This is a genomic window from Leucobacter sp. 7(1), assembly GCF_900163635.1.
Lineage (GTDB): Bacteria > Actinomycetota > Actinomycetes > Actinomycetales > Microbacteriaceae > Leucobacter.
Genome location: NZ_FUID01000058.1, coordinates 70,301 through 77,617 on the forward strand (window position 1 = coordinate 70,301; position 7,317 = coordinate 77,617).

At 68.0% G+C, this 7,317-nt stretch carries 9 protein-coding genes; all 9 read right to left on the reverse strand.

Going from position 1 to position 7,317, the window contains the following annotated elements; all coding sequences use genetic code 11:
• Positions 1-16: 16 nt before the first annotated feature.
• Positions 17-283, reverse strand: a complete 267-nt coding sequence (locus tag FM113_RS11090; RefSeq protein ID WP_087014643.1) for a DUF6112 family protein — start codon at positions 281-283, stop codon at positions 17-19.
• Positions 283-1,458 (reverse strand): M23 family metallopeptidase, encoded by a 1,176-nt coding sequence (locus FM113_RS11095; protein ID WP_087014645.1) that lies wholly within the window; start codon positions 1,456-1,458, stop codon positions 283-285. Before FM113_RS11095 ends, FM113_RS11090 begins: the two co-directional genes overlap by 1 nt.
• A gap of 6 nt (positions 1,459-1,464) precedes the next feature.
• Positions 1,465-2,160, reverse strand: a complete 696-nt coding sequence (locus FM113_RS11100) for a hypothetical protein (protein WP_087014647.1) — start codon at positions 2,158-2,160, stop codon at positions 1,465-1,467.
• Positions 2,161-2,240: 80 nt separating this feature from the next.
• Complete coding sequence (locus FM113_RS11105) at positions 2,241-3,317, reverse strand: ParB N-terminal domain-containing protein (protein ID WP_087014649.1); 1,077 nt, start codon at positions 3,315-3,317, stop codon at positions 2,241-2,243.
• Complete coding sequence (locus tag FM113_RS11110; RefSeq protein WP_087014651.1) at positions 3,314-4,186, reverse strand: hypothetical protein; 873 nt, start codon at positions 4,184-4,186, stop codon at positions 3,314-3,316. The genes FM113_RS11105 and FM113_RS11110 overlap by 4 nt, the downstream gene beginning before the upstream one ends.
• Before the next feature lie 78 nt (positions 4,187-4,264).
• Positions 4,265-4,699 carry a hypothetical protein gene (locus tag FM113_RS11115; RefSeq protein ID WP_087014653.1) on the reverse strand — a complete coding sequence of 145 codons (435 nt, stop codon included), beginning with the start codon at positions 4,697-4,699 and terminating at the stop codon, positions 4,265-4,267.
• Positions 4,696-5,382 carry a DUF2637 domain-containing protein gene (locus tag FM113_RS11120; protein WP_087014655.1) on the reverse strand — a complete coding sequence of 229 codons (687 nt, stop codon included), beginning with the start codon at positions 5,380-5,382 and terminating at the stop codon, positions 4,696-4,698. Before FM113_RS11120 ends, FM113_RS11115 begins: the two co-directional genes overlap by 4 nt.
• Complete coding sequence (locus FM113_RS11125) at positions 5,379-6,287, reverse strand: bifunctional DNA primase/polymerase (protein ID WP_087014657.1); 909 nt, start codon at positions 6,285-6,287, stop codon at positions 5,379-5,381. Before FM113_RS11125 ends, FM113_RS11120 begins: the two co-directional genes overlap by 4 nt.
• Positions 6,287-7,317, reverse strand: a 1,031-nt coding sequence (locus FM113_RS11130; RefSeq protein WP_087014659.1) for an ImmA/IrrE family metallo-endopeptidase, incomplete at its 5' end; no start/stop codon positions are given. The genes FM113_RS11130 and FM113_RS11125, both read right to left, overlap by 1 nt.

Sequence of the window (7,317 nt, forward strand, 5' to 3'; positions counted from 1 at the left end):
TGAGGAAGAGCAGCACCTACAACCTTTCGCCGACGCCGAGGAGAAAGTTGATCCAGGCGACGCCGGCGCCGGAGAGGGCTGCTGCGCCTAGGGCGACCCAGGCTCCGAGACGTGCTTTGGTGGCGGTGTGTGGGTTTCCGGTTGAGGATGCGATGGCCCAGATGATCGCGGAGACGATCAGCATGAGCACCGCGATGATGAGCACGAACATCAGCAGGGCACCGATCACGGTGCGGAGGTCGTCGGCGGCGCCGACGCCGCCGAAGTCGGGGAACACGCCCATCAGCGCCCACCCCCGTTCAGGGTGCAGGTCGCTCGCGAGGTGCCGCCGGTGATACCTTCGGCGTCGTGGTCGGTGAGCCATTGGTCGGCGTCGATCGCGGGCTGCCCCTGGCCGCCGGGCCGGATTTCAAGGTGGAGGTGGGGGCCGGTGGACTTCCCAGATGACCCGACATCGCCGATGTGCTGGCCTGCGGTGATGGTCATGCCTTCGGTGACATGGATGCCCTGCTCCCACATATGCGCGTAATAGGACGCGACGCGTTCCCCGCCGACGGTGTGCTCGATAATGATCAGCCCACCCCAGGAGCCGGTGTATCCGGCGTGGGTAACGATTCCGTCGGCGACGGCGAAGATCGGGGTGCCGTCGGCGGCGCCGTAGTCGCTGCCGGAGTGGAACGCGGTCTCGAAGGTGATCGGGTCGGTGCGCCACCCGAACGGGCTGGTGCGCACCCAGGTGCCCTCCGGCAACGGGAACACCACCCGTGTGGTCTCCGGCACCACCACCTCACCACCACCGCCGCCTCCCGACGGTGCGGGTGTGGTGAGGGCGGTGAGGATCGCTTCGGCGACCGGCTGATAGTTCTGATACCTGTCCGGGAACGCCGACACCTCGACGGCTTGCACGGCTTCACCGGGGTCGAGTTGCTGCCAGCCGGGGATGTCGAGCAGACCACGCGGTGAGGGATAGTTGGGTGCGGTGGGTCCGCCATAGAACGCGCGAGCCTGATAGTTCGAGTCCATGAGCTGCGCGACCGTGCCCCACCCCGCTTGCGGGCGCATCTGGAACAGGCCGAGGGAATCGTGATCGGAGGCATCCCCGTCGTTCGGGTAGTTCGCGGATTCGGGGTAGGTGCCGGTGTTGGCGAGCATCCGCAGATGCGACTCCGTGAGCGCCGCCATCAACGCGATCACCACACCGGGACGTCCGATGCCATCGGTTTGTCCTCCGACGGTGATGATTGTCGCGGCGTGGGTGAGTTGCTGACGATTCAGTGTCACTGTCTCCCCGTTGCGAGTGGTCGCGGTCAACGAGTCCGGGATCGGCCCCACAATCAACGACCCCGGCGCACACGCGGCGACAGCGGGGTTGGCGAGGACAGCGACGGACAGGAGCACGGTCGCGGGGCCGAAGCAGACAGCGGCGATGGCGAGGGCGGCGAGGAGCTTCTTGAGCATGACCGGTCACCGCAGCGGGTTGTCGAGCTGCGACAGCCGCAACAGCACACAGGTCTCGATGATCGGATCGGCTGGCGCCGGAGCCTGGTTTCGTTCGGGGGTGCAGGTGAGGAACACCGTGAACGCGACATCATGGGTCATCGTGACGGGGTCAGTGCCCCAGTAGCCGGTGCGGTGACGGGTCCCGGTGATCGTGTACGCGACCGCACCGTCAGGAATCTGCCCCGGCGCCGCCTGCGCCACCGCTGTCTCCCACGCGTCGGGGATCTCGATGGTGTCGATGGTGAGCCACTGCCGGGTCTGGTGGGTGCGGAGCTGCGTCCACGCCTCCGGGGTCGGCAGATACGCGCGAACGTCGGAAGCTGCCGCGTCAGCCTCAGCGTCGGCGGTGACATCGGCGAGCATCTGCGCGTAGTCGGCTGGGCCGTATCCGCTGGTCGTGTCCCAGGTGAACAGCGCCTCCGCGACCGCCGCCGCGAACTCTTCCGGCCCGCCGAGCGTAACCACCGGCACCGGCTCGGTCGGCACACGCATGGGAGCGGTGGCGCTCGGCTCGCGCGTGGGTGTCGAGGGCAACGGGTCGGCGGGTTGGGGTCCTCGGATGAGGCCGTACACACCGACACCGACGAGGAGAATGAGGATCAAGCCGCCGCAGATGGTGGCGATGAGCATGGTGCGGCGGCGGCGAGCGGTGGGGTCCATCCTGGGTGTCCTTCCGGGCGAATGCGGATCACCAGGAAGGTGCACCAAACCACTCAGCAACACTGAGCACACCGGAGGGTTCAGGCGGTGTCGCGACGCGAGTTCCGCGCCGCACGAGCGGCGTCAAGGAATGCGACCGTCGCGGCGACGGCGTTCTCGAACACGGACCACTGCTCACCCGAGAGCGCCGGGCCGATCATGTCTGGGTCGTAGCGTTCGGTCCAGGTGGAGAGCTCATCCCAGAGGTAGACGAACGACCTCACTGGCAGGAACTCACGCGCGGGTTCCTCCACCGAGTGAAGTCGCGCTTTCGCGAGTTGCGCGGGACGTCTCTTGGTCGCGGTTCTTGCGCGTTCCAGTGCCGCTTGCGCAAGTCGTTCGAGGTCCGATGCCCGCGCAGTGTCCGCGAGCTCCCGTACGCGTGCTGCGCCCGATGCGGCCGCGTCTCTGATCCCGGCGGGTTGGGTGGTGTCGGCGGCGAGAGCATCCAGATCTGCGAGTGCTTGTTGAGCGACGACCCGCTGGGTAGCGGGGCGCACCGGCCCGCCGGCCGTGATCCGCATGAGTTCGTCTGTCACCGCTTGCCGGACGCTTTCCGGTTGCGTGGGGTCCTCGGCGATGGCTTGCAGTCGGTTGATCTCCTCCATCCGCGAGTACGCGGCCTTCCCGGTCACCATCATTGCCGCCTGTTCACGAGTGCGACCAGTTGCGCCCGTCCACGGTGGGGCCGATTCGGCCCCACCGTGTGACCTGGGGTTTTCCTGCTTTGAGGTGAACCGTGATGCTTCCTGCCGACCGGCAGCGTCCTCAGCCATAACGGCTTTGAGCTCCCGGTACAGGGAGGCTTCCTCGACGGGAGTGAGGGGCTTATGGAGGAGATTGTCGTCTTGCTCCGCGAGGAGCTGCCCGAGGGTGGTGGAGATGCCGGAGCGCACCCACACGTTCACCGTCTTCCACCCGAGCTGCCGGATCGCGGTCAAGCGGCGGGCGCCGCAGATCAGCATCCCGTCCGGGGTGATCGTGATCGGCTGCAACAGCCCGTCGCGCGCGATGGAGTCCACGAGCGTGTCGATGTCGCCCAGGTCCTCACGGTGGCGACGGCCCGCCCAGATCGAATCGACAGCCCGCTCCAACTCGATATGTCCCGGCTTGCTCATGGCCGGCCTCGCATCACCCCGGGCGCGGCAACCGTGACGGCAACCGCGAGATCAACATCGGTGAGCAGATGCCGGAGCGATTCACCAATCAGGAGCCGCAACAGCACCCCACGGCTCGCATTCGTACCGGTGAGGTGCGCGTCCGGGGAACCGAGGACGATACGCAGCAGCCGGTACCAGGACGGGGCAGGGATATCCAGGAGCGCTCGCGCGTGCCGATCCCGCCGCAACGACTCATACGCGCCCGCCCGCGACACCGACTCCGCGAGCCGCGCACAGATGCACTCAACTGCGGCGCGGGCAAGTTCTGGTTCCCACCCGAGCAGGCACAGCAGCGCGATCGTATCCTCGACCGCGGACTCCACCCCTGTCGCCCCTGACACTTCCACCTCGCCGGCGTCGTCTTCGTCATCGTCATCGTCTGCGAAAGGATCGGCACGGAACGCGGGGTGGTAGTCAGTGAGCGGGTTTTCCCGGTCGGAGAACCGTTCGGCGTCATGGAAACTCGAGTACCGGGGCCGGCGCGCCTGATGCACCGAGCACAGCAAGCCGTTGGCGCGGTTCTCGGCAATGCAGGTGATCTGAACAGCCCGCGTGATCACCGCCCACGGGTCATCCGCCCGCCGGACTGAGGGCGTTCGCATCGCCTCGAATGCCGCCGTCGCGGCCTCCCACGGGTCCAGGCCGTGTTTGCGGGCGAGGGCGGCGTACTTGTCGGCCGCGTACCGCATGAGTTCAGCGGCAACCGGGTCATTCCGCCAGGCGTCAGGCCCCTCAGCATCGAGGCGGGTGAGGAGTTCGCGGAGTCGTTCTGAGTTCTCGAACCCACGACAGTGACCGTCGCGGCGTTGGCTGTTTCGTTGTGGCATGGTGGCACCTCCTGACAAGCAGGTGCGCACCCGCTCCCCACTGACCTCGTCGCGCCACTGTCTTCTGTCCACGGCGGCTCACCCCAGCCCGATCCCCGACGGTCGCACCCACGACGACGACCGGGTCCGATCCTGCGGCTCGAACACGTCGAACGACTCGAACACCGACGACCCCGAAGGTGTCGCGCGTTCCGCTCTGCGCTCCCGAATGTCGCGTGCCCGGTCACGGGTCGCCCGGTAGGCGTGGCCTGGCGCGCGGCGTGCACGGTTCGCGAGCTCCGCCTGAAAGTTGATCCCGCGTCCCGCGACCCGTGCGGTACTCGATGCGATCAGATCAGTGGGTCGCACCCACACAACCCCACGACCGACCCGCGATCCAGGATCAACGGCCGTGGCGGTGAGCGAGGGGTCGCGGTGCACGGCGAACGCCGACCGCTCCGCCTCCGCACCATCGACAGCCTCGGGCCGTACCTCCGGCGATTCCGTGTGGTTGAGCTCTACCTGGTCGTTCACGATGCTTCCTCCTTCGGTGTCCCGGTGGCTGGGGTGAACCAGCGGCCGACGGTCGAGGGGTGCACGCCCAGGTACCGGGCGATCTGCTTGTTCGACCACCCCTCCACCTCCCGCAACTGCACCGCCTCCGCACGCCGATCACTCACCGACACCACCGGCAGCTTCACGGGCTGCGTCTGCTCCATCTCCCGTACGGTGACCGTCTTCGTTTGGGCGGCCGTCTCGGCGGGAGCGTCCTCGATCACGTCTGCGTGCGCCGTGGTGGTGGGGCGGGTGAGGATGACGGTGAGGTGCGTGATCGACAGCAGCACCAGCGGCGGGATCGCCGCGACCGACGCGGCCAGCACGCTAGGCACGTCAGTGTCGGCGGCAATGATCGCGTGGATCGCGTTCGCCGTCACCGACACCACCGCACCCGCCGCCAGGAGCGTCCACGGATACCAGGTCGGACGACGCTGACTGGCAAGGGCGACGACGGCCACCGTCGCGACCACGATGATGCCGTCCACGATCAGCGGCCACGCCCACGCCTGCCCTGTATCAATCCCAGACCGTCGTGCGAGATCGGCGAGCGCGGTGAACGACAGCCAGAACGCACCGGCCGCGATCAACACCGTCCCCGTGATCGCCGTGACCACCGCCAGGCGGCGACCCCGCGGCGCAACAGCTTCGATGGCGCTCATGACAGCACCCGCCCCGGTGATCCGCGCATCGCGCGAGGCTCATCCATCACCGGCTCCGCTGTGGAGCGGAGCGCGGGGCTCGTGGTGCGGTAGGCGGAGCGGATCGTCGCCATGATCTCCCGCGACCCGAGCCCCACATGCTCCGCCGCCGGGCCCAACGCTTCAAGGGTTGCGTCGGGCGGCGTGCCGGCTTCGGCGAGACGGCACGCGGCCCAGAACAGACCACGGTTCCGCTCACCCTCACCACGACCCGCCACCCACCCGGCGAGCACCTTCGCATCCGACCCCCGCCGGCCGACCCGAACCGCACGAGCACGGTCAATGGGGATCGGGGTGCGTGGGTCCAGGAACTCACGCAGCCGCACCGCATCCACCGGAGCCGGCGCATCGCCGGAGGTGACGATCAGTCGATACGGTGCCCGGACTCCGCTGGGGCGCAGCACCCCGGAGGGCGGGGCGATGATGTAGCCGCCGTCGCCACGGAAATCGACATGCGCCCGCACCGCCTGCCACGACGACTGCACACGGCCCGGGTCAGATGGGTAGTACGCGTGCAGACCACCGGACGGGGTGCGCACGAGCGCTGCCCACCCCGTCGCATGCCCTTCACGGTGTGCGTCTCGGAAGGCGGGGAATCCGGTGCCGGCCTGGTGCACGTCGACATCGACGACCTCGACCCCGGACGCAGCACCCGTAGGGATACCGATGTTCGCGGCCGGCCACCTCGACCACCACTCCTCAACCTGCCCCGCATCGGTGCTCGCGTCATGGAACCCTCGACCCACCAGTGGGCGCTTCTCGCCCGGCACGCACGGGAACACCGGCACCCCGGCAGCCGCGAACCGCGCGGCGGCATCAGCGAGAGGCATCCCGTTCACCTCACCGAACACGTCGATCGCGCCCATCACAGACTCCTCACCGACCCGGCCACTATCCGGCGCGGCTCCTCAACCAGAGGATCAGCGTCGGGTGCCCGCTCTGGTGCAGCAGGCTTCTTGGGCGGCGCATCGCGGTTCAGACCGGGAGGATCGCCGTTGCTGACCTGCTCGGTCGGGAGTTGCTCGAGGATCATCGCGGCGGTCTTGCGGACGCGTTCGCCGGTGGCTTGGACGACCGCCACCGGCGACTTCTCCGGCACCGTCGCCGCCCACCCCGACACATACGGCACCGTGTAATCACTCGTGTCCATGCCGTGAGCGGCAGCGACCATCAACGCGACAGAGTCCGCCTCAACTTCACCGATCCCGCGATGACCGGAAGCATCCGGGTTGTCGGGTCCGTGTAGGAGGACGTGCGCGAGCTCGTGCACGAGGGTCTTCACCTGAGCCGCTTCCGGCATGTTCTCCCTCACCGCGACGGTCTTCGCACCGAAATCGGTGAGACCGTTCGCGCCGTGGATCATGCCCTCATGCGGCACCCGCAACACCGCGAAACCCTCCGCTTCCACCAACCGTGCGACGCCCTCCCACAGTCCGTCCGGTGCTTCGCCTTCCAGCAGCCGCGGCGATGGTGGTGTGGGGATCGGATCGCCGGCGGTTTGGGAGACATCCCAGACGTAGGCGGGGCGCACCCCGATCATGCGGGATCGCACCGCCTCACCCGGTTTCGGCTTCTCGAACCGGCCGAGCCTGCGCCACGACTCCGCCACCTTCGGCGTGAACGACGCAAACCTGCCCGTGACCGGGGCGAGGATCATATGCCCCGACTGGCCCTTCGAGACTTGCCGACCGAGCGCCTGCCACTGCTTGAACCCCGCCACATACGTCGGCACCGGCTCAGGCACCCTGCCCGCCTCGAACGCGCTCTGATGCTGCGCAAAGATCAGCAGGGTGTTGTTGAACGAGCGGGCACGGAACCGGGCCGCGAACTCCAACGCTCGTTTCCAGTCCTCACCCGACACCAACGACTCCACCGCGCCGGTGAGCTGTTCATGCA